This is a genomic window from Sterolibacterium denitrificans (genome assembly GCF_900174485.1).
In the GTDB taxonomy this organism is placed as follows: Bacteria; Pseudomonadota; Gammaproteobacteria; order Burkholderiales; family Rhodocyclaceae; genus Sterolibacterium; species Sterolibacterium denitrificans.
Genome location: NZ_LT837803.1, coordinates 2,299,024 through 2,316,906 on the forward strand (window position 1 = coordinate 2,299,024; position 17,883 = coordinate 2,316,906).

Below are 17,883 nucleotides of genomic sequence, written 5' to 3' on the forward strand. Positions count from 1 at the left end.
GTGCGGCTAGTCGGCAAAATTCCATGAAACTACCCAGCGTGCTTTGCTGGTGCCGGAGAGCAAATAATGCAACCGTTTTCAATCACCCTTTTCGCCACTTCCGGTGACCCCGAAGGGATTCGTCACCTCGACAAGTCGAACTGGTCGGGCTACGGCGTCGTCTTCAACAGGGAGCTTTTCCATCTGTTGAAGCAGGAGCCGGGTTTCTCACAGGCCGGCATCTACATCCTCGTCGGCAATGCCGCCGAAGAGACGATCTACATCGGCGAGGCTGATCCTGTTGGCGATCGGCTGAAGAACCACGTCTCAAACAAGGAAGGCTGGGTGTGGGGTGTCTACTTCTTCGACCGCAACCACAAGATCGGCAAGACCGAAGTTCAGTACCTGGAATCGGCACTGGTTGCGCTGGCCAAGAAGCATGACCGTGCCATTTTGCTGAACAAGAACAATCCGACGGCTCCGACGATGGCCCCTGCGGCAAAGGCTACCGCGCAGGCGTTCCTCGCCGATATGTTGCTGATCCTGCCGATGCTCGGCATCAACGCCTTCACGCCGCCGAAGCAGGAAGACCCGAACGATCAGGTACAGCCCGTGGGGTCGGAGAACGACAAGTTCGACACCATCGTCGTCCCTGCTCGCGAGGAAGGGTTCAAGCAACGTTTCCTGAATGAGAACTGCTGGTTCGCCGTGAGGATCAACGCGAAGCACATCTCAAAGCTGAAGTTCATCGCGGCCTATCAGGTTGCCCCCGTTGCTGCCATCACGCACATTGCCGAGGTCGATGCCATCCTGCCTTACAACGACACCGGCAAGTACATGATCAAGTTCAAAGGGCCAGCGACGGCGATAATCCCGATCCCACGCCCGGAAAACAGCGAGGTCAATATGCAGTCGTCGCGCTACGCACTGCGGGAGAAGCTGCTGGCGGCAAAGAATCTGGACGAGGTCTGGGCGTAAGGGCGAGGCGCGTCGGACGAAAAAAAACCAACCGCGAACGGTTGGTTTTTTGAATAGTGGTGGAGCTGGCGGGAATTGAACCCGCGTCCGCAAGTCCTCTACAGGCAGTACTACATGCTTAGCCTCGTCATTTGATTTAACTCACGTCCCGCCGCCGGGCAGGCTGAACGTTTGCGATCCGCTGGATTTTCGAGACGTACCACGCGGCGGGGCACATCCTTATCTCACGTAAATGACACTGCTGTCGGTGTTACCCGGCCCGGCCCGTGAGCAGTCCGGTGCAGCGCCCGCAGGGTTTAAGCTGCGAGAGCGAAACGCTCGTCGTTGGCGTTTGTGGTTTTCCAGATGGATTTACGAGGTCACTGGTCCTCGGCATGCACTGCTCTGCTTCGCAACCCACGTCGAAGCCATGTCAGCCCCAGGTGAAGTGCTTGTTACACCTGCTTCGAGTACGTCTTCACCGGTTGGTTCCGTCTTTTTCGGCAATCGGCTCGGATGCACTGCGCAGGTCGGCGGATTCTAGCACTGCCTCAGGCGGAGGCGTACCGTTCATCGAGATCCAGCAGATCCAGAACCTGCGCGGGCGTTTCGATCATGGCTGCGGCATTCCAGTTTTCCGGAGGATTTTCCTCGCCCAGATAACCCCAGGCCGCGATGACAGTGATCATTCCGGCCGCATGGCCGGCGATGATGTCGCGCTCGTCGTCGCCGACGTACAGACTGCGCTGCGGCCGCGCCGCGGCGTCCTGGCAGCCACGCAACAGGGGATCGGGGGCTGGTTTGGGCCTGGCGGTGGTGTCACCACTGACAATGCAGGCGCAACGCGCAGTCAGCCCCAAGGCGTCGAGCAGCGGCAGGGTAAAGCGCTGTGGTTTGTTGGTCACGACGCCCCAGCGCACCCCCCGCTCATCCAGGGCGGCGAGCAATTCGGCAACGCCATCGAACAGAACGGTATGTTCGCAAACGGAGGCGGCATAGTGATCGAGAAATCGCCGCGCCAGCCCTGCGTAGGCTTCCTGGTCCGGCGTGATGTCAAAGCCGAGGCCCAACAGGCCGCGCGTGCCGTTCGAGGCGTGTGGCCGTATCGCCGCCGCCGATAGTGCTGTCCGCCCCTCCTCGATCAACAGCCGGTTGAGAGCCGCGCCAAGGTCGAGCGCCGTATCGGCCAAGGTGCCATCGAGATCAAAGAGGACGGCATCGACCATCGCGCGCATTCAACCTTCTCAACCTTCAGTCTTCAGTCGCCTGGATTCGCAGGCAGCGTGGCCCGCATCAGGTAGTTCACGCTGGTGTCGGCACCCAGGCTGTAGGTCTTGTCGAAGAGGTTGTAGCTCATGCCGATGATTTCATCGACGGCCAGACCACTCTGGCGGCAATAGCGAGACAGCTCGGCGGGACGCAGAAAGCGCGCGTAATCGTGCGTCCCGCGCGGCAGCAGATCAAGGATGTATTCAGCACCGACGACCGCAAATAGATAAGCCTTGGGATTGCGGTTGATGGTGGACAGAAACACCCGGCCGCCCGGCCTGACCAGCGCCGCGCAGGCACGCACGGTACTCGCCGGATCGGGAACGTGTTCGAGCATTTCCATGCAGGTGACCACATCGAAGCTGCCGGCCGCCTCGGCGGCCATGTCTTCTGCGGCAATCAAACGATAGTCGAGCGCCAGTTCCTCTCCACTTTCCAGCAGATGCAAGCGCGCCACGCTCAGGGCCCGCTCACCCAGATCGATGCCGGTCACCCGGGCACCGCGTGCGGCCATGCTTTCTGCAAGAATGCCGCCGCCACAGCCGACGTCGATCACCCGTTTGCCTGCCAGACCGCCACAGGCGGCGTCGATCCAGTCCAGACGCAGCGGATTGATGTCATGCAGCGGCTTGAACTCCGAATTCGGATCCCACCAGCGGTGAGCCAGTTCGGCAAACTTGTCGAGTTCGCGGCGATCCGCATTGCCATTGTGGGCGGCGCTTCCGTTCATTCAGACTCCTTCAGCCTTCGCAGCTTTTGCAGCTTTCTTGCGGCTTTGATCAAGGCAAAAAAAAGCCCTGCGAAGCAGGGCTTTTTCAAGTCCCGGTGGAATTACTTGGTACCGATGACTTCGATGCTGACACGGCGATCGGGCTGCAGGCAGTCGATCAGCGCCTTGGTGCGCTTGGTGCCCTTGCACTCGTCCGCCTTGGTCACCGGCTGGGTCGAGCCCTTGCCAGCGGCGTCGATACGGTTGGCGTCGACACCCTTGCCGACCAGGTATTGCTTGACAGCCTCGGCACGGCGCTCGGACAGGCTCTGGTTGTAGGCAGCGCGGCCCAGGCGGTCGGCATGGCCGACGGCGAGGATGACTTCGACATTGAGCTGTTGGCTCTTGGCTGCAAGATCGTCCAGCTTGGCCTTGCCTTCGGGGCGCAGCACGGCCTTGTCGAAATCGAACAGCGCATCCGCCGCCAGCGTGATCTTCTCGGCGACAGGCTTCGGTGCCGGTGCCGGGACCGGAGCAGGCACGGCAGCAGCAACTTCAGGCTTCTTGACCAGATCCGGATCGCATTCCTCGATGGCCATCGCCGGCGTCCAGCGCGTGGTGCGCCAGCACAAATCATGGCCGCTGCGAGCAACCACGCCGCGCGTATCGAACATGTAACCGTCGTTGTCGGGTGCCTGTGCAAATGCAGTAGAGGCGAAAAGGCCCAGGGCAGCGAACAGCATGATTTGGGAATTCTTTTTGGTCATCATTTATCTCCAAGGAGTTGTCATCAACATTACTAAGTTACCAAGTGGTCAAACCGGTCCGTCGATCATGCATTGCACATTCCAGCTCACCGCCGCTTACAAACCCACTATATAGTCTATTTTGCCACAAATTTGCCATGTCAAGCATTTCTGCGACATCGATCCCACCCAAACGTCCATCTTCGAGACGAAGATTTCCTGCCACCCAGACATGGCTGACATGCTCCCGACCGGCCGCATGCACGAGGTGAGCGACCGGGTCATAACAAGGTTGCAGATCGATCTCGTCGAGGCGTACAGCGCAGATATCCGCCTGCTTGCCCACGCATAACGAACCGATTTCCCGCTCCAGGCCCAGTGCCACGGCACCTTCCAGACTGGCCATGCGCAATGCGGCATGCGCATCGACTGCCGTTGCATCGCCGCTGCTGCCCTTGGCGAGCAAGGCGGCCAGATTCATTTCGCGAAACATGTCGAGGCGGTTATTGCTGGCAGCGCCATCGCTGCCCAGGCCGACCGTCACGCCGGCACGCATGAGCTGCGCGCTCGGCGCAATGCCGCTTGCCAGCTTCAGATTGGAAACCGGGCAATGGGCGACACGGCAGCCATGAAGCGCCAGCAGTTCGATTTCGACCGGTTCCAGATGCACCGCGTGCACGGCAATCAGGTTGGGGCCGAGCAAGCCGAGGCGGCGCAGGCGCTCCAACGGACGCACGCCATGCTGCCGCAGGCTTTCCTCGATTTCGGCGCGCGTTTCATGAACATGCGTGTGTATCGGCAGATCGAGCTGTGCCGCCAGGGTCGCCACCTGCTCGAAGAGACGATCGCCGACGCTGTACGGCGCATGAGGCGCCATGCAAAAGTTGATCAGCGGTTGATCGCGCAGGCTGTCGCGGACGGCCAGTCCCTTGCTCAGATAGTCTTCCGCATCGGCCGCGTAGGCGGTCGGAAAATCGATCGCCAGCATGCCCAGCACGGCGCGCATGCCCAGGCGCAGCGCGGCCTCGGCAGCAGCCTCGGGAAAGAAGTACATGTCGTTGAAGCAGGTCGTGCCGCCACGCAGCATTTCGGCACAGGCCAGCAATGTGCCATCCCGCACGAATCCCGGCGTGACATGCCTTGCCTCGGCGGGCCAGATGCGCTGATTGAGCCAGTCCATCAGCGGCATATCATCGGCGTAGCCGCGCAGCAAGGTCATCGCGGCGTGAGTATGCAGATTGACGAGTCCCGGAATCAGCACATGCTGCGGCAAACGCACGGTCTTGCGCGCGCGAAGGCGCGTCCGCGCTTCAGCCTGCGGCAACAATGCGACGATACGACCGGCATCGATTGCCAGCGCATGATGCTCAAGAACCAGACCGCGCGGCTCGACCGGAACGATCCAGCGGGCTTCGATCAGGGTATCGACGATCTCGGTAGCGTGCGCGTATGCGGTCATGGGTAGCTATGGGTAGCGTGGGTAGCTGAGACAAAAAGTCAAAACGCGGATCCAGCGCGGGCTCGTGCTCGCGACTCGGAACCTGCTCGCCGCAGACAGCAAAAACCCCGCCGGAGCGGGGTCGTAAAATAACGCAACAACAAGGTCGTATCAATATCAATCACCTCGGCGATCTGCGCCGCCCCGGTAATTGGTTTTTGTTGTTATCGATCACACTGCCCACACTGTCGATCGCTGGATGCCCGCCTCAGGCCTTGAGCCAGATGCCAGCATCCGTGGCAACCCGATCAGTGCGCTCCCCCTCCGAATTCATGAAAAGTCCCGGCCGAACCCGGCAAGAACAATGTACACATATCGAAAACCGGAGCGGATTTAACCACAAAAACTTTGTGGATTCAATTTTATGCAGAAGAATACCCCACCGCCCGACCGGGCTGCGGTTCGACCATCCCTGCCATGCTAAAATCGCGAGTTTTCGGCCCTGCCTATGCTGGAGCATGCCGAAGCAGCAGCAAGAACAGCCTGTAACCTCGCGGAACCCCGACGATGACGAACACGCCAGCCTCGTTTGCCAAAGAAACCCTGCCGATCAGTCTCGAAGAGGAGATGCGCCACTCCTATCTCGATTACGCCATGAGCGTGATCGTCGGCCGCGCCCTGCCGGACGTGCGCGATGGCCTCAAACCCGTGCATCGCCGCGTGCTCTATGCGATGCACGAACTGTCCAACGACTGGAACAAGCCCTACAAGAAATCCGCGCGCATCGTCGGCGACGTCATCGGTAAGTACCATCCCCATGGCGATACCGCCGTCTACGACACCATCGTGCGCATGGCGCAGGATTTCTCGCTGCGCTACATGCTGGTCGACGGCCAGGGCAACTTCGGCTCGGTCGATGGCGACAGCGCGGCGGCGATGCGCTACACCGAAATCCGCATGGCGCGCATCGGCCATGAACTGCTCGCCGACCTGGAAAAGGAAACCGTCGATTTCGGCCCCAACTACGATGGTTCCGAAGAAGAACCGCTGGTCCTGCCGGCGAAGATTCCCAACCTGCTGATCAACGGCAGCGCGGGCATCGCGGTGGGCATGGCGACCAACATTCCGCCGCACAATCTCGGCGAAGTGATCGATGGCTGCCTGGCACTCCTGAACGATCCCGAACTGTCCGTCGAACAGTTGATCGAGATCATCCCGGCGCCGGACTTTCCCACCGCCGGCCTGATCTACGGCATCGCCGGCGTGCGCGAAGGCTATCTGACCGGGCGTGGGCGCGTGATCATGCGCGCGCGCAGCCACGTCGAGGATCTGGAAAAAGGCGGCAAGCAGGCCATCGTCATCGACGAGTTGCCCTACCAGGTCAACAAGAAGACCCTGCTGGAAAAGATCGCCGAACTGGTCAACGAAAAGAAGATCGACGGCATCACCCACCTGCAGGACGAATCCGACAAGGACGGCATGCGCGTGGTAATCGAGCTGAAGCGCGGCGAAATGCCGGATGTCGTGCTCAATCATCTCTACAAGATGACTCAATTGCAGGACACCTTCGGCATGAACATGGTGGCGCTGGTCGATGGCCGGCCGCGCCTGCTCAATCTCAAGGAAATGCTCGCGGCCTTCCTGGCCCATCGCCGCGAAGTCATCACCCGGCGCACCATTTTCGAACTGCGCAAGGCGCGCGAGCGCGGCCACATCCTCGAAGGTCTGGCCGTCGCCCTGTCCAACGTCGATGAAATCATCGCCCTCATCAAGGCCGCGCCGACGCCGGCCGACGCCAAGCGCGGCCTGATGGAGCGCCGCTGGAATTCCGCGCTGGTCGGCGACATGCTGGCGCGCGCGGCCGCCGACGCTTCGCGCCCCGAAGACCTGGCGCCCGAATTCGGCCTGGGGCCGGACGGCTACCTGCTTTCCGAAACCCAGGCCCAGGCCATCCTCGAATTGCGCCTGCAGCGCCTGACCGGCCTGGAGCAGGACAAGATCATCAACGAATACCGCGAAGTGATGGATCTGATCGCCGACCTGATCGACATCCTCGCCCGTCCCGAGCGCATCACCGCCATCATCGGCGAGGAACTCGCCGCCATCCGCAGCCAGTTCAACGATCCGCGCCGCTCCGAAATCGTCATGAGCGCGCACGACATCAACATCGAGGATTTGATCACCCCGCAGGACATGGTGGTCACGCTCTCCCATGGCGGCTACATCAAGTCGCAGCCGCTCTCCGAATACAAGGCGCAAAGACGCGGCGGGCGCGGCAAGCAGGCGGCATCGACCAAGGAAGACGATTTCGTCGACCACCTCTTCGTCGCCAATACGCATGATTACATCCTCTGCTTCTCCAACCGCGGCCGCGTGTATTGGCTGAAGGTATACGAGGCGCCGCAGGGCAGCCGCAGCAGTCGCGGCAAGCCGATCATCAACCTGTTCCCGCTCGAGGAAGGCGAGAAGATCACCGCCGTCCTGCCGGTCAAGGAGTTCGACGAGCAGCACTACGTCTTCATGGCCACCGCCGGCGGCACGGTCAAGAAGACGCCGCTGACCGAGTTCTCCAACCCGCGCCGCGCCGGCATCATCGCCGTCGGCCTGGACGAAAACGATTACCTGATCGGCGTGGCCATCACCGACGGCAGCCATGACGTGATGCTGTTCTCCGATGCCGGCAAGGCGGTGCGCTTCGCCGAGGAAGACGTGCGCGCCATGGGGCGCGGCGCGCGCGGCGTGCGCGGCATGTGGCTGGAAGCCGGCCAGACGGTGATTTCCATGCTGGTTGCCGAGAACGAAGACTGCTCGGTGCTCACCGCCACCGAGAACGGCTACGGCAAGCGCACGGCCATCGGCGAATACACCCGCCATGGCCGCGGCACCAAGGGCATGATCGCCATCCAGACCAGCGAGCGCAACGGCAAGGTGGTCGGCGCCCTGCTGGTGCAGCCGGAAGACCACCTGATGCTGATTTCCACCGGCGGCGTGCTGATCCGCACCGCCGTCGAGCAGATCCGAGAAATGGGCCGCTCGACCCAGGGCGTGACCCTCATCAATCTGGATGCCGACGATACCCTGGCCGGCATCACCAAGATCATCGAAACCGATACCGAATCCGAAACGGACAACCCAGACGAACAAGGAGAAACCGCATGACACGCGCCATCAACTTCAGCGCCGGCCCCGCCGCGCTGCCCGCCGAAGTGCTGCAACAAGCCGCAGCCGAAATGCTCGACTGGCAGGGCAGCGGCCAGTCGGTGATGGAAATGAGCCATCGCGGCAAGGAATTCATGGCCATCGCCGCCGCCGCCGAAGCCGATCTGCGCGAGCTGATGGCGATTCCCGCCAACTACAAGGTGCTGTTCCTGCAGGGCGGCGCCTCGCTGCAATTCGAGATGATCCCGATGAACCTGCTCGCCGGCAAGGGCAGCGCCGACTTCGTCAATACCGGCGAATGGGCGAAGAAGGCCATCAAGGCCGTCAAGCACTTCGGCAAGGCCAACGTCGTCGCCAGCGCCGAGGACAGCAACTTCAACTATGCGCCGAAGCAGGACACCTGGAAGCTCGACCCGAACGCCGCTTACGTGCACTACACCGCCAACGAAACCATCGGCGGCGTCGAATTTCACTGGGTTCCGGAAACCGGCAACGTCCCGCTGGTCTGCGACATGTCGTCGAACATCCTCTCCAAGCCCGTCGATGTTTCCAAATACGGCCTGATCTACGCCGGCGCGCAGAAGAACATCGGCCCGGCCGGCCTGACCATCGTCATCATCCGCGACGACCTGATCGGCAAGGGCAATCCCGCGCCCTCCGCGATGCTCGACTACAAAACCCACGCCGACAACGACTCGATGTACAACACGCCGCCGACCTATGGCATCTACATCGCCGGCCTGGTCTTCCAGTGGCTGAAGAAGCAGGGCGGGCTGGCCGCCATCGAGCAGAAGAACATCGCCAAGGCCAGGCTGCTCTATGACTTCCTCGACCAGAGCGCGTTCTTCAAGAATCCGGTACGCAAGGAAGACCGTTCGCGCATGAACATCCCGTTCACCCTGGCCAACGCCGAGCTCGACGACGAATTCCTCAAAGGCGCCAAGGCGCGCGGCATGGTGCAACTGAAGGGCCACCGCTCGGTCGGCGGCATGCGCGCCTCGATCTACAACGCCATGCCCATCGAAGGCGTCCAGGCGCTGATCGACTACATGAAGGAATTCGAAACCCAACACGGCAAGTAAGCAGGAGCACTCCATGGCCACCTCTTTTCAGGTTCTGATCCTCAACCAGATTTCCGCCAACGGCCTCAAGCGCCTGCCCGCCGAGCGCTACACCAGCGGCAAGAGCATCGAATCGCCCGACGCCGTTCTCGTGCGTTCCGCCGACATGCACAAGATGGACATCCCGGCCAGCGTGCGCGCCATCGGCCGCGCCGGCGCGGGCACCAACAACATTCCGGTCAAGGCCATGAGCGCGCGCGGCGTGCCGGTCTTCAATGCGCCGGGGGCCAATGCCAATGCCGTCAAGGAACTGGTCATCGCCGGCATGCTGCTCGCCGCGCGCAATCTGCGCGGGGCGATGGACTTCGTCGGCAAGCTCGACCCGGCCGACCCGGAAATGGAAAAGAAAGTCGAAGACGGCAAGAAAACCTACGCCGGCTATGAACTGGCCGGGCGCACCCTGGGCGTGGTCGGCCTGGGCAAGATCGGCTGCCTGGTGGCCGACGCCGCCCTCAAGCTGGGCATGAACGTGCTCGGCTTCGATCCGGAAATCACGGTGGATGCCGCCTGGAGCCTGTCTTCCCAGGTCAGGAAGGCCGCCAGCCTGAACGAGCTGCTGAAGCATGCCGACTTCATCTCGGTGCATGTACCGCTGCTCGATGCCACGCGCAACATGCTCAATGCCGACAACATCACGCACTTGAAGCATGGCGCGGTCATCCTCAACTTCTCGCGCGACCAGATCGTCGATGAGCAGGCCGTGCTCGACGCGCTCGATGGCAAGAAGCTGGCCGCCTACGTCTGCGATTTCCCCTCGGCCCGGATCAATGCCCACCCCAAGGTCATCGCCCTGCCGCACCTCGGCGCATCCACGGGCGAAGCCGAGGAAAACTGCGCCATCATGGTGGCCGAGCAACTGCGCGACTACCTGGAGCACGGCAACATCCAGAACGCGGTGAACTTTCCCAACGTGGTGATGCCGCGCGAATCGAACTACCGCGTGGCGATTGCCAACGCCAACGTACCCAACATGGTCGGCCAGATTTCGACCGTCATGGCGCAAGCCGGCCTCAACATCCACAACATGATGAACAAGTCGCGCGGCGACATGGCCTACACGCTGGTGGACGTGGATAGCAGCGTGCCGCAGCAGACCATCAACGCCATCGCCGCCATCGAAGGCGTGCTGGCGGTGCGCTTCCTGCCGCTGGAGGATTGAACATGACCGGGGCCGACGCTGCCAGCGACGAACAGAGCGAGCTCCTGCGCCTGCGCGCAGGCATCGATCGCATCGACGATGAAGTCCTGCGCCTCGTCAGCGAGCGCGCCCGCCTGGCGCAGCGTATCGGCGAGATCAAGCAGGGCACGATCTATCGTCCCGAACGCGAGGCCCAGGTGCTGCGCCGCATCGTCGAAGCCAATCCCGGCCCCTTGCCCGACGAGGCCGTGCAGCGCATCACGCGCGAAATCATGTCGGCCTGCCTGGCGCTCGAACAGCCGCTGCTCATCGCTTTCCTCGGCCCTGCCGGCACCTTCACCGAAGCTGCCGCACGCAAGCACTTCGGCGCATCCCCCGTCCTCGACCCCTGCGCCAGCATCGACGACGCCTTTCGCGCCGTCGAAGCCGGCAACGTCAACTACGCCGTGGTGCCGGTGGAAAACTCCACCGAAGGCGCCGTCGGCCGCACGCTGGATCTCCTGCTCTCCTCGAGCGTGAAGGTCTGCGGCGAAGTCAGTCTGCGCGTGCATCAGAACCTACTGTGCAAGGCCGCCGCGCTCGATTCATCAAAGCCGCCGGCACGCATCTATTCCCATGCCCAGTCGCTGGCCCAGTGCCATGAATGGCTGGACAGGAATCTGCCGCAGGTGCCACGCATTCCGGTGGCCAGCAACGCCGAAGCCGCACGCATGGCTGCCGAGCAGCCGGATACCTGCGCCATTGCCGGAGAAACCGCGGCGCAGCGCTACGGCCTGAACATCCTCGCCGGCAACATCGAGGACGAGCCCAACAACACGACGCGCTTCCTGATACTCGGCTCGCACGACGCCGGCCCCTCGGGCCATGACAAGACCTCGCTGATCTGCTCGGCGCAGAACCGCGCCGGCGCCATGCACCATCTGCTCGCCCCTTTTGCCGAACACGGCATCAGCATGACCCGGCTGGAATCCCGCCCGGCACGCAGCCTCGGCGGCGGGCAATGGGCCTATGTGTTCTACATCGACATCGAAGGCCACCGGCAGCAACCGCAACTCGCCGCCGCCCTGCAGGCGCTGGACGAACGCGCCGGCTTTCTCAAAGTCCTCGGCAGTTATCCGGCTGCCGCAATGTAGTTTCGTGATTTTGTAATTTCCAGATTTACCGAGGTTTTGCGCCATGAGCATTGCCGAACTAGCTCCGGCCCACATCCGCGCCATCGCCCCCTACCCGCCTGGCAAACCCATCACGGCCCTGGCGCGTGAAATGGGGATCCCCGTCGAGCGCATCGTCAAGCTGGCTTCCAACGAGAATCCGCTGGGCATGAGCCGTCTGGCGCGTGCCGCCGTCGAGCGCGAAGTCGCCGGACTCGCGCGCTATCCCGACCAGTTCGAGCTGATCCAGGGGATTGCCGAACGTCACGGCATCGACGCCGAACGCGTCATCCTCGGCAATGGTTCGAACGATCTGCTCGACTATGTGGCCCGCGTGTTTCTCGGCCCCGGCCTGTCCTCGGTATTTTCGCAATACGCCTTCGCCGTCTACCCGCTGGCGACCCAGGGCGTCGGCGCGGAAAGCCTGGTCGTCCCGGCACGCGACTACGGCCACGATCTCGACGCCATGCGCGCCGCCATCCGTCCCGATACCCGCGTGGTCTGGATCGCCAACCCGAACAACCCGACCGGCACCTTCCTACCTGCCGGCGCAGTGCATGCCTTCCTGCAGGCCGTGCCGCGCGACGTCATCGTCGTGCTCGACGAAGCCTACGACGAATACCTGCCGCCGGCGCTGCGCGGCGACGCCAACGACACGCGCGGCTGGCTCGACGCCTTTCCCAACCTGATCATCACCCGCACCTTCTCCAAAGTGTATGGACTGGCCGGCCTGCGCGTCGGCTACGCGCTGGGAGCGGCGGAAGTCATCGACCTGCTGAACCGCCTGCGCCAGCCCTTCAACGTGAACAACCTGGCGCTCGCCGCCGCGCGCGCCGCGCTCGACGACCACCTGTTCCTCGCCGAGAGCTTCGAACTCAACCTGCGCGGCATCGAACAGATCGTCGCCGGCCTCAAACGCATCGGCCTCGGCCATATTCCGGCGCACGGCAATTTCGTCACCTTCCACGTCAAGGACGCGGCCAGCGTGAACCAACGTCTGCTCAAGCAGGGCATGATCGTCCGCCCGCTCGGCAACTACGCGATGCCCGAGCACCTGCGCGTCACCGTCGGCCTGGAAAGCGAAAACGCCCGCTTCCTCACCGCCCTCGAAAAATCCCTCTGACCGCCTGATCCCCGTCCCCTGAAACCCATGCCCCAACTGCACAAAATCGTCATCTGCGGCGTCGGCCTGATCGGCGGCTCCTTCGCCCTGGCGCTCAAGCAGGCCGGCGCAGTCCGCGAAGTGGTCGGCATGGGCCGCACCACGGCTTCGCTCGAAGAAGCGCAGCGTCTCGGAGTCATCGATCGTTACACCACCGACTGGGCCGATGCCCTGCGCGACGCCGATCTGCTCATGCTCGCCATGCCGGTGGGCCACACCGAAGCCACGCTGCGCCAGCTTGCCCCACACCTGGGGCCGACGACCATCATCAGCGATGCCGGCAGCACCAAGCAGGACGTGGTCGCCGCCGCGTACGCCGCGCTGGGCGGCAAGGCCGGCCGGTTCGTTCCAGGCCACCCGATCGCCGGCGCCGAAAAGAGCGGCGTCGCCGCCGCGCAGGCCAATCTCTTCCGCGAGCGGCGCGTGGTGCTGACGCCTCTGGCGGAAAACTCCGCGGCCGCCGTCGCGCTCGTCCGCGATGCCTGGCTGGCCTGCGGCGCCGAAGTCAGCAAGCTGACCGCCGCGACGCACGACGCAATCTTCGCCGCCGTCAGCCACCTGCCGCATCTGCTTGCCTACGCCCTGGTGCATGAATTCGCCAACCGTGAAAATGCCGATCGGCTCTTCGGCTTCGCCGCCGGCGGCTTCCGCGACTTCACCCGCATCGCCAGCAGCCATCCGGAAATGTGGCGCGACATCTGCCTGGCCAACCGCACCGCCCTGATCCGCGAGCTGGACGCCTACCAGGCCGAACTGATACGCGCCCGCGTGCTGCTCGCCAGCGCCGACGGCCCCGGTCTCGAAGCGCTGTTCGGCAAGGCGCGCAGCGCACGCGATACCTGGCTGGCCACGCAACACGCCGCAACCGATGGCGGCGCTTCTCCCGAATAAACCTCCCGCAAAAGACCGCCCATGGAAAAACACGCCAAAATCTACGTAGCCGGCCATCGCGGCCTGGTCGGCTCGGCCATCGTGCGCGCCCTGCGCAAGCAAGGCTACGACAACCTGCTGCTGCGCAGCCACGCCGAGCTCGACCTGATGGAGCAGGCGCCGGTGCGCGCCTTCATGGAAGCCGAGCGGCCGGACTACGTCATCCTCGCCGCCGCCAAGGTCGGCGGCATCCACGCCAACAACACCTACCCGGCCGAGTTCATCCACAGCAATCTCGCGGTGCAGACCAACGTCATCCACGAATCCTGGCGCGTCGGCGTCCGGCGCCTGCTGTTCCTCGGCTCCTCGTGCATCTACCCGCGCAACTGTCCGCAGCCGATCAAGGAAGACTACCTGCTGACCGGCCCGCTCGAAGCCACCAACCGGCCCTATGCGCTGGCCAAGATCGCCGGCATCGAAATGTGCTGGAGCTACAACCGCCAGTACGGCACCCGCTTCATCGCCGCCATGCCGACCAATCTCTACGGCCCGGGCGACAACTACGATCTGGCCAACTCCCACGTGCTGCCAGCGCTGATCCGCAAGATGCACGAAGCCAAGGCGCGCGGCGACAAGGAAGTCGCCATCTGGGGCACCGGCACGCCGCTGCGCGAATTCCTCAGCAGCGACGACATGGCCGATGCCTGCCTGCACCTGATGCAACTGCCCAAAGAACGCTACGCCGAACTGCTGGCGCTCGACGGCCCACCGCTGGTGAACATCGGCTGCGGCGCGGACCAGACCATCCGCGCCATGGCCGAGATCGTCGCCAGTACCGTCGGTTTCCAGGGCGAGCTGCGCTTCGACACCACCAAGCCGGACGGCACGCCGCGCAAACTGCTCGACGTCTCGCGCATGAAGCAGCTCGGTTGGAGCGCGAAGATTCCGCTGGAGCGAGGCCTTGCCAGCGCCTATGCCGACTTCCTCGCACGCTTCGACTGAAGCCCCTGCGTTTGCCACCGATACTCACGAGAGGCCGCATCTACCCATGACCAAGACAGCACTCATCACCGGCGTCACCGGCCAGGACGGCGCCTATCTGGCCGAATTTCTGCTCGACAAGGGCTATACGGTGCATGGCATCAAGCGCCGCACCTCGCTGTTCAACACCGACCGCATCGATCATCTCTACCAGGATCCGCACGAAAAGAACCGCCGCTTCATCCTGCATCACGGCGACATGACGGACAGCTCCAGCCTGATCCGCATCATCCAGCAGGTGCAACCCGACGAGCTCTACAACCTGGCGGCGCAAAGCCACGTTGCGGTCAGCTTCGAGGAACCCGAATACACCGCCAACTCCGATGCGCTGGGCGCCTTGCGCCTGCTCGAAGCCATCCGCATCCTCGGGCTGGAGAAGAAGACCCGCTACTACCAGGCTTCCACCTCCGAGCTTTACGGTCTGGTGCAGGAAGTGCCGCAGAAGGAAACCACGCCCTTCTACCCGCGCAGCCCCTACGCCGTCGCCAAGCTGTATGCCTACTGGATCACCGTCAATTACCGCGAAGCCTACGGCATGTACGCCTGCAACGGCACGCTGTTCAATCACGAATCGCCGATTCGCGGCGAAACCTTCGTCACCCGCAAGATCACCCGCGCGCTGGCGCGCATCAAGCTGGGTCTGCAGGATTGCCTGTTCCTCGGCAATCTCGATGCCAGGCGCGACTGGGGCCATGCACGCGACTACGTAGAAATGCAATGGCTGATGCTGCAGCAGGAGCAACCCGAGGATTTCGTCATCGCCACCGGCGTGCAGTACAGCGTGCGCGATTTTGTCGATGCAGCCGCCAGGGAACTGGGTATGCGGATCCGCTGGGAAGGCAGCGGCGTCGATGAAAAAGGTTACTGGGTCGATGCCCCCGCCGGCAGGAGCACGGCCATCGTTGCCGTCGATCCGCGCTACTTCCGCCCGACCGAAGTCGAAACCCTGCTCGGCGACCCGACCAAGGCGCGCCAGAAACTCGGCTGGCAGCCCAGAACCAGCTTCGCCGAACTGGTTGCCGAAATGGCGCGCGAAGACCTCAAGTCCGCCGAACGCGACGAACTCATCAAGAACCATGGCTACAAGACCATGGATTACCACGAGTAAGGCCAAGGTAAGGCCGAAAGCGCCGCGCTGCCCGCCGCCCGTGCCAATACCCATACCGCGCATCACCACGACTGAAGGAACCGACGCTTGAGTCTTGCCGCCTTTCCCGGGCTCATCCTGTATTTCCTCGCCATACTCGGCGCATCGGCGGCTGTCACGCTGCTGCTGTTGCGCCGCTTTCGCATCATCGACCTGCCCAACGAACGCTCTTCGCACAGCACGCCGACGCCGCGCGGCGGCGGCCTGGGCATCGTGATCGGCTTCTTTCTCGCCCTGCTATCGATTCACCTGTTCGGCGGCAATGTGCTGGCCGCTCCCCTGACCACGCTGCACTTCGCCGGCTTTCTGCTCGCCGCGCTGCTGATCGCCGGCGTTTCACTGCACGACGACATGGCCGGCCAAGGCTACGCCAGCAAGCTGCTCGTCCAGTTGATCGCGGTGGCGATGGTCATGGCCTGCGGCAGCCTCATCGAGGCGCGGCAAATTCCGTGGCTGCCGGACTGGCTGGCCTGGCTGCGCTGGCCGATCACCCTGCTGTGGCTGATCGGCCTGACCAATGCCTACAACTTCATGGATGGACTCGATGGCATGGCGGGCGGCACGGCCGTCGTCGTCGCCGCCTGCTTCGCCCTCATCTGCTGGCAACAGGGGCTACCCTTCCTCGCCCTGGCCGCGCTGGCGATCTGCGCCGGCAGTTGCGGTTTTCTGCTGTTCAACTGGCCGCCGGCAAGAATCTTCATGGGCGACGTCGGCAGCACCTTTCTCGGTTTTTCCTTTGCCGCCTTCGCCCTGCTGGCCGCCGGCAACGCGGCGCCACGGCTACTGCTCGTCATGCCGCTGCTGTTGCTGCACTACATTTTCGACACGGTATTCACCTTCTGCCGTCGCCTGCTGGCCGGTGAAAAACTCACCCAGGCGCACCGCGGCCATCTCTACCAGTTGCTCAACCGCAGCGGACTTTCCCATCGCAGCGTAAGCCTGCTGTATGCCGGCCTGGCGCTGGCGCAAGGACTTGCCGCGCTCTGGTTCAGCAACGCAACCGACGACCACGCGCGCCTCTGGATTTTCCTGCCATTCCTGCTCGGCTACACGCTGCTCGCTTTCCGCATCACGCACCAGGCACGCCGCAACGGGCTCATTTGATGTTGTCGATCGGCAGCGACGAAATCCACCTCTGGCTGGCCTTCGACCGCGAGATTCACGATGCCGGCTTGCTGGCCGCCTGCCGGCGGCTGCTGAATCCCGCAGAGCGGCAGCAGGAACAGCGCTTCCACTTCGCCAAGGACAGGCAACAATATCTGGTCACCCGCGCGCTGACGCGCAGCGTGCTTTCGTACTACGCGCCCGTCGCGCCACAGGATTGGCGTTTTCGCAAACTGGAACATGGCCGGCCGCAAATCATCAATCCGCAGGCCGGCGATCTGGTGTTCAACCTCTCGCACACCGCCGGGCTGATCGTGCTCGGCATCACGGGCGGCGGCACGCTCGGCGTGGATACGGAAAACATCATCGAACGCAGCCCGCCGCTGGAAATCTCCCGGCGCTATTTCTCCCCGCGCGAAACCGACGATCTGCTGGCCTTGCCGCAGGCACTGCAGGCGGAACGCTTTTTCCATTACTGGACGCTGAAGGAGTCCTACATCAAGGCGCGCAGCCTGGGCCTGGCCTTGCCGCTGGAGCAGTTCAGCTTTCATTTTCCGGCCGAAAACGAGATCGATATCGCCTTCGATCCACGGCTCGACGACCAGCCCGAACGCTGGCATTTCCGGCTACTGCGCCCGACACCGGAACATCTGCTGGCCGTCTGCGCAGCACATGCACCCGCCAGTCCGCCCCGGCGCCTCAGCCTGCGCCGGATCGTCCCGCTGACGCCGCTGGCCGACGTAAGCGCACCGCAACCAATCGAAACCCTGCTCCTGCGCCAGACCCAATCGGAGAGTCAGGCAAGTCCGGAGAACCCGGCAAATCCAGCGAATCACGCGGCCTGAAGCGCAAGGCGGCCTACCCCCTCCGGTATAATCCGGGGTTCTTTTTT

General features: G+C 63.2%; 15 protein-coding genes and 1 other RNA gene. 11 read left to right on the forward strand and 5 right to left on the reverse strand.

Annotation, left to right across the window (positions count from 1 at the left end):
* Nucleotides 1-66 precede the first annotated feature (66 nt).
* Nucleotides 67-957: a GIY-YIG nuclease family protein gene (locus SDENCHOL_RS10440; RefSeq protein WP_154717178.1), complete on the forward strand. Its 891-nt coding sequence runs from the start codon at nt 67-69 to the stop codon at nt 955-957.
* A 57-nt stretch (nt 958-1,014) separates the two neighbouring features.
* On the opposite strand, the gene ssrA is transcribed toward SDENCHOL_RS10440, so the two are convergent.
* The 5 genes from ssrA to SDENCHOL_RS10465 form a co-directional block, all read right to left on the reverse strand.
* Nucleotides 1,015-1,377: a transfer-messenger RNA gene (gene ssrA, locus SDENCHOL_RS10445) on the reverse strand.
* A 110-nt stretch (nt 1,378-1,487) separates the two neighbouring features.
* Nucleotides 1,488-2,171 carry an HAD family hydrolase gene (locus tag SDENCHOL_RS10450; protein WP_154717179.1) on the reverse strand — a complete coding sequence of 228 codons (684 nt, stop codon included), beginning with the start codon at nt 2,169-2,171 and terminating at the stop codon, nt 1,488-1,490.
* A 23-nt stretch (nt 2,172-2,194) separates the two neighbouring features.
* Nucleotides 2,195-2,935 (reverse strand): bifunctional 2-polyprenyl-6-hydroxyphenol methylase/3-demethylubiquinol 3-O-methyltransferase UbiG, encoded by a 741-nt coding sequence (ubiG, locus tag SDENCHOL_RS10455; protein ID WP_154717180.1) that lies wholly within the window; start codon nt 2,933-2,935, stop codon nt 2,195-2,197.
* Nucleotides 2,936-3,036: 101 nt separating this feature from the next.
* A complete protein-coding gene (locus tag SDENCHOL_RS10460) occupies nt 3,037-3,657 on the reverse strand; it encodes an OmpA family protein (protein WP_231912965.1) in 621 nt (206 codons plus the stop codon).
* 61 nt (nt 3,658-3,718) lie between these two features.
* The gene (locus SDENCHOL_RS10465) at nt 3,719-5,119 is read right to left on the reverse strand and encodes a TRZ/ATZ family hydrolase (RefSeq protein WP_154717182.1); all 1,401 of its coding nucleotides are present in this window, start codon (nt 5,117-5,119) and stop codon (nt 3,719-3,721) included.
* A 546-nt stretch (nt 5,120-5,665) separates the two neighbouring features.
* On the opposite strand from SDENCHOL_RS10465, the gene gyrA reads away from it, so the two are divergent.
* The 10 genes from gyrA to SDENCHOL_RS10515 all read left to right on the forward strand — a co-directional run bounded on the left by gyrA (nt 5,666) and on the right by SDENCHOL_RS10515 (nt 17,836).
* Nucleotides 5,666-8,257 (forward strand): DNA gyrase subunit A, encoded by a 2,592-nt coding sequence (gene gyrA / locus SDENCHOL_RS10470; protein WP_154717183.1) that lies wholly within the window; start codon nt 5,666-5,668, stop codon nt 8,255-8,257.
* Entirely contained in the window at nt 8,254-9,339 is a 1,086-nt protein-coding gene (gene serC, locus SDENCHOL_RS10475) for a 3-phosphoserine/phosphohydroxythreonine transaminase (RefSeq protein ID WP_154717184.1), read from the forward strand. The genes gyrA and serC overlap by 4 nt, the downstream gene beginning before the upstream one ends.
* A 13-nt stretch (nt 9,340-9,352) precedes the next feature.
* Nucleotides 9,353-10,537 carry a phosphoglycerate dehydrogenase gene (locus SDENCHOL_RS10480; protein WP_154717185.1) on the forward strand — a complete coding sequence of 395 codons (1,185 nt, stop codon included), beginning with the start codon at nt 9,353-9,355 and terminating at the stop codon, nt 10,535-10,537.
* Nucleotides 10,538-10,539: 2 nt separating this feature from the next.
* Nucleotides 10,540-11,649 carry a prephenate dehydratase gene (gene pheA / locus SDENCHOL_RS10485; RefSeq protein WP_154717186.1) on the forward strand — a complete coding sequence of 370 codons (1,110 nt, stop codon included), beginning with the start codon at nt 10,540-10,542 and terminating at the stop codon, nt 11,647-11,649.
* Between the two features lie 43 nt (nt 11,650-11,692).
* Nucleotides 11,693-12,790 carry a histidinol-phosphate transaminase gene (gene hisC, locus SDENCHOL_RS10490; RefSeq protein ID WP_154717187.1) on the forward strand — a complete coding sequence of 366 codons (1,098 nt, stop codon included), beginning with the start codon at nt 11,693-11,695 and terminating at the stop codon, nt 12,788-12,790.
* 27 nt (nt 12,791-12,817) lie between these two features.
* On the forward strand, nt 12,818-13,720 hold the full coding sequence (locus tag SDENCHOL_RS10495; protein ID WP_154717188.1) for a prephenate dehydrogenase: 903 nt from the start codon (nt 12,818-12,820) through the stop codon (nt 13,718-13,720).
* Between the two features lie 21 nt (nt 13,721-13,741).
* Nucleotides 13,742-14,701: a GDP-L-fucose synthase family protein gene (locus tag SDENCHOL_RS10500; RefSeq protein WP_154717189.1), complete on the forward strand. Its 960-nt coding sequence runs from the start codon at nt 13,742-13,744 to the stop codon at nt 14,699-14,701.
* Nucleotides 14,702-14,747: 46 nt separating this feature from the next.
* Nucleotides 14,748-15,848: a GDP-mannose 4,6-dehydratase gene (gene gmd, locus SDENCHOL_RS10505; RefSeq protein ID WP_154717190.1), complete on the forward strand. Its 1,101-nt coding sequence runs from the start codon at nt 14,748-14,750 to the stop codon at nt 15,846-15,848.
* Between the two features lie 87 nt (nt 15,849-15,935).
* On the forward strand, nt 15,936-16,991 hold the full coding sequence (locus tag SDENCHOL_RS10510; protein WP_154717191.1) for a glycosyltransferase family 4 protein: 1,056 nt from the start codon (nt 15,936-15,938) through the stop codon (nt 16,989-16,991).
* On the forward strand, nt 16,991-17,836 hold the full coding sequence (locus tag SDENCHOL_RS10515; protein WP_154717192.1) for a 4'-phosphopantetheinyl transferase superfamily protein: 846 nt from the start codon (nt 16,991-16,993) through the stop codon (nt 17,834-17,836). The genes SDENCHOL_RS10510 and SDENCHOL_RS10515 overlap by 1 nt, the downstream gene beginning before the upstream one ends.
* The last annotated feature ends 47 nt before the right edge of the window (nt 17,837-17,883 follow it).

Coding starts and splice junctions, on each gene's coding strand:
- SDENCHOL_RS10440 (WP_154717178.1), top strand. CDS start 67: ATGCAACCGTTTTCAATCACCCTTTTCGCCACTTCCGGTGACCCCGAA.
- hisC (WP_154717187.1), top strand. CDS start 11,693: ATGAGCATTGCCGAACTAGCTCCGGCCCACATCCGCGCCATCGCCCCC.
- SDENCHOL_RS10450 (WP_154717179.1), bottom strand. CDS start 2,171: ATGCGCGCGATGGTCGATGCCGTCCTCTTTGATCTCGATGGCACCTTG.
- SDENCHOL_RS10460 (WP_231912965.1), bottom strand. CDS start 3,657: ATGCTGTTCGCTGCCCTGGGCCTTTTCGCCTCTACTGCATTTGCACAG.
- ubiG (WP_154717180.1), bottom strand. CDS start 2,935: ATGAACGGAAGCGCCGCCCACAATGGCAATGCGGATCGCCGCGAACTC.
- gyrA (WP_154717183.1), top strand. CDS start 5,666: ATGACGAACACGCCAGCCTCGTTTGCCAAAGAAACCCTGCCGATCAGT.
- SDENCHOL_RS10515 (WP_154717192.1), top strand. CDS start 16,991: ATGTTGTCGATCGGCAGCGACGAAATCCACCTCTGGCTGGCCTTCGAC.
- pheA (WP_154717186.1), top strand. CDS start 10,540: ATGACCGGGGCCGACGCTGCCAGCGACGAACAGAGCGAGCTCCTGCGC.
- SDENCHOL_RS10480 (WP_154717185.1), top strand. CDS start 9,353: ATGGCCACCTCTTTTCAGGTTCTGATCCTCAACCAGATTTCCGCCAAC.
- gmd (WP_154717190.1), top strand. CDS start 14,748: ATGACCAAGACAGCACTCATCACCGGCGTCACCGGCCAGGACGGCGCC.
- serC (WP_154717184.1), top strand. CDS start 8,254: ATGACACGCGCCATCAACTTCAGCGCCGGCCCCGCCGCGCTGCCCGCC.
- SDENCHOL_RS10495 (WP_154717188.1), top strand. CDS start 12,818: ATGCCCCAACTGCACAAAATCGTCATCTGCGGCGTCGGCCTGATCGGC.
- SDENCHOL_RS10500 (WP_154717189.1), top strand. CDS start 13,742: ATGGAAAAACACGCCAAAATCTACGTAGCCGGCCATCGCGGCCTGGTC.
- SDENCHOL_RS10465 (WP_154717182.1), bottom strand. CDS start 5,119: ATGACCGCATACGCGCACGCTACCGAGATCGTCGATACCCTGATCGAA.